This window comes from Streptomyces sp. NPDC059455, from assembly GCF_042750115.1.
GTDB lineage: Bacteria > Actinomycetota > Actinomycetes > Streptomycetales > Streptomycetaceae > Streptomyces > Streptomyces endocoffeicus.
The window spans coordinates 1-3,333 of record NZ_JBHYVB010000428.1 but is presented as its reverse complement, the minus strand read 5'-3'; the positions used below and the strand labels follow the sequence as shown (position 1 = coordinate 3,333).

Sequence of the window (3,333 nt, the reverse complement as noted above, 5' to 3'; positions counted from 1 at the left end):
CGCGGGGGGGGGCGGGGGGGGGGCGCGCGCCCGGGCACCCACGAAATGCGCGCCGGGGGCGGGGGGGCGGCGCCCGACGACACGGTCCGGGCGATGGTCACCGAGCTCGCCGTCGAGCCGCCGCACACCCGCCGCGACCCGGACGAGGTGTACGCGGGGGTGCAGTTGGTGGCCGTCCGGCTGGCCGCGGTGAACCACCGCGTGACCGAGGTCCGGGGCGCCCTCCAGCGCCTGGGGCAGCACGCCGACCCCGCCCACCTCGCCGCCGTGCAGAACGAGCTCTGGGTGCTTCAGCAGTACGGCCAGTCCCTCCGGGACCGGGGCGTGGCGGCGCTGTAGGACGAGCGGGCGCTTGGGAAGACAGGGGCGGCCGGGGGGCGGCGAGGGCCGGTGGGATGGGTTCCCGCCAGCACGTTCGTGCTCCGGTGGGCGGGCCGGAGAGCTCGCTGTAGTCGCCGGGTAGTCGTACGGTCACGGGCCGCTGAGCAAAAAGTGCTCGCACGCCCCTCGTGGCGGGCCTGTGTCGTACTCCACACTGGGATGCGGTGCCTGAGTCCTCGGAGCGCGGCGGTCTTGGCCGGGTAGGGCCGGAATCCCCCGCAGAGTCGCTCAAGATGTACGGGACGGACGGCGGCGCGGCCGCCGTGCCGTACCCGATCGTTCTGCCCCCTCAGCAGCGATCACCCTGGAGGTCGCCCCCGTGCAGACCCAGACCCTCACCGACGCGGCCCTCGCGGCGCACCCCCTGTCCCCCCACCCGCCCCGCGCCACAGCGGTAGCGCCGGCCATGCCCGAGGACTCGGCGGAGCTCGCCCCGGAAGGCGTACCGGATACCGGCCAGGACGCCGCACCGGACTCCATGGCCGACCTCGCCCCCGGCACCGCCCCGGCCCCCGCGCCCGACGGCGCCGCCCCCGAAGCGGAACCCGCGGAGCCCGCCGAGCCGGTCGACCCGGTCGAGGCCGTGGAGCCCGCGGAGCCCGCAGAGCCGGTCGACCCGGTCGAGGCCGTGGAGGCCGTGGAGGCCGTGGAGCCCGTCGAACCGATCGAGCCGCCCGCCCGCGCCGACACCAGCGGCCCCTCCGCCGACCTCTTCCGCCAGTACCTTCGCGAGATCGGGCGGATACCGCTGCTCTCCGCGGTCGAGGAGGTCGAGCTGGCCCGCCGGGTCGAGGCGGGCCTGTTCGCCGAGGAGAAGCTCGGCAACACCCCCGACCTCGACACCCAACTCGCCTTGGACCTCGACAGATTGGTGGTCCTGGGCCGGATGGCCAAGCGCCGGCTGATCGAGGCCAACCTCCGCCTCGTCGTCTCCGTCGCCAAGCGCTACGTCGGCCGCGGCCTGACCATGCTCGACCTGGTCCAGGAGGGCAACCTCGGCCTGATCCGCGCGGTCGAGAAGTTCGACTACGCCCGCGGCTACAAGTTCTCGACGTACGCCACCTGGTGGATCCGCCAGGCCATGTCCCGCGCCCTGGCCGACCAGGCCCGGACGATCCGGGTCCCGGTGCATGTCGTCGAGCTGATCAACCGGGTGGTCCGGGTCCAGCGCCGGATGCTCCAGGAGCGCGGCTACGAACCCACCCCCGAGGAGGTCGCCGCCCATCTCGACCTGCTCCCGGAGCGGGTGAGCGAGGTGCTGCGGCTGGCCCAGGAGCCGGTGTCGCTCCACGCGCCGGTGGGCGAGGAGGACGATGTCGCCCTCGGCGACCTCATCGAGGACGGCGATGCGGCCTCACCCGTGGAGTCCGCGGCCTTCCTGCTGCTCCGCGAGCATCTGGAGGCCGTGCTGTCGACGCTCGGCGAGCGCGAACGCAAGGTGGTGCAGCTGCGGTACGGACTGGCCGACGGCCGCCCCCGCACGCTGGAGGAGATCGGCCGGATCTTCGGGGTGACGCGGGAGCGGATCCGCCAGATCGAGTCGAAGACGCTCAACAAGCTCCGCGACCACGCCTTCGCCGATCAGCTGCGGGGTTATCTGGACTAGTGCCGCAGCCCTCGCCTCCGTCCCCGCCCGCGCGGGCCGGGCCGCCCCGAAACGTCGGCGGGCCGGGCCTCACCCGCCGTCGTACCCACCGGCCTCGTACCCACCCACCTCGTACCCAGCGGCTTCGTACCCACCGGCCGCCCCATGGCCCGCGGCCTCCTCATCGCCGGCCCCGGGCTCGAACGCCCCCGGGTGGATCTGCTCCCGCACCGCCACGTACTGCTGCCGGACCGACTGCCCCACCGGCAGGTCCTCGCCCGGCTCGAAGACCTGGCTCGCCGCGGCCGGCCAGCGCGGCGGCTCATGCGGCGAGTGGGTGCCGTGCGAGACGCCCAGCGCCCACGCGGCCTGCCGGGCCGCGCCCAGCGCGGCGTAGTCGGCGGGCTGGACCACCACGACCTGCGCGCCCAGCACCGCGGGCGCGATCGCGCGGACGGCCTGGAGGTCGGCCGCGGGCCCGAGCAGGAACACGCGCCGCACCTGGACGCCGCGCCCGCGCAGCACGTCCAGCGCGTCCGCGAGCCCGCACAGCATCCCCTCGAACGAGGCCCGCGCCAGATGCTCGGGCTTCATCGACTCGCGCCGCAGCCCGGTCAGCGTCCCGGCCGTATGCGGCAGATGCGGGGTCCGCTCGCCCTCCAGATACGGCAGCAGCACCAGCCCGTACGACCCCGGGGTGGACTTCATCGCGAGCTCGGAGAGCCCCTCGAGATCCGTGCCGAGCAATTCCGCCGTACCGCGTAGCGCCCGTACCGCGTTGAGCGTATGGACCACCGGCAGATGCATGCCGGTGGCGTCTGCGTACGACAGGATCGTGCCGGTCGGATCGGCCAGCGCCTCATGGTGGACGGAGAAGACCGAGCCGGAGGCGCCCAGGGAGATCACCGCGTCGCCGACCCCGACCCCGAGCCCGAAGGCGGCGGCCATGGTCTCGCCCGTACCGGCGGAGATCAGCAGCCCCTCGGGGGTGTGCCCGGCGGCGTCGGCCGGGCCGATGACCTCCGGCAGCCGCACCTGGTGACCGAGGGCCAGCTGGACCAGGTCGGGGCGCCAGGATCCGTTCGCCGCTGACCAGTAGCCGCTGCTGGAGGCCGTACCGCGGTCGGTCGTACGCCGCACCGGCCGCCCCAGCAGCTGCCACACCAGCCAGTCGTGCGGCTGCATCAGCTCGGCCACGCGGTGCGCCGCGTCCGGCTCGTTCCGCGTCAGCCAGCGCAGCTTGGCCACCGGCTGCGAGGCGGTCGGTACGGCGCCGACCGCCTGGGCCCAGGCCGTGCGGCCGCCGAGCGCGCCGGGGAGGTCGGGGGCCGCGCGCACTGGGCGCGTGTGCTTGGCCGCCAGAGCGG

The 3,333-nt window shown here is 74.8% G+C and carries 2 protein-coding genes and 1 pseudogene; 2 read left to right on the top strand and 1 reads right to left on the bottom strand.

Translation table 11 applies throughout. From position 1 onward, the window contains the following. Both ACFXB5_RS53175 and ACFXB5_RS53170 read left to right on the top strand, forming a co-directional pair. Positions 1-339: pseudogene (locus tag ACFXB5_RS53175) on the top strand (DNA primase); the annotation flags it as partial. Between the two features lie 361 nt (positions 340-700). After that, on the top strand, positions 701-1,987 hold the full coding sequence (locus tag ACFXB5_RS53170; RefSeq protein ID WP_385223209.1) for an RNA polymerase sigma factor: 1,287 nt from the start codon (positions 701-703) through the stop codon (positions 1,985-1,987). 69 nt (positions 1,988-2,056) lie between these two features. On the opposite strand, the gene ACFXB5_RS53165 is transcribed toward ACFXB5_RS53170, so the two are convergent. Continuing rightward, the coding region (locus ACFXB5_RS53165) for an FGGY-family carbohydrate kinase (RefSeq protein WP_385223207.1) at positions 2,057-3,333 on the bottom strand (1,277 nt) is incomplete at its 5' end.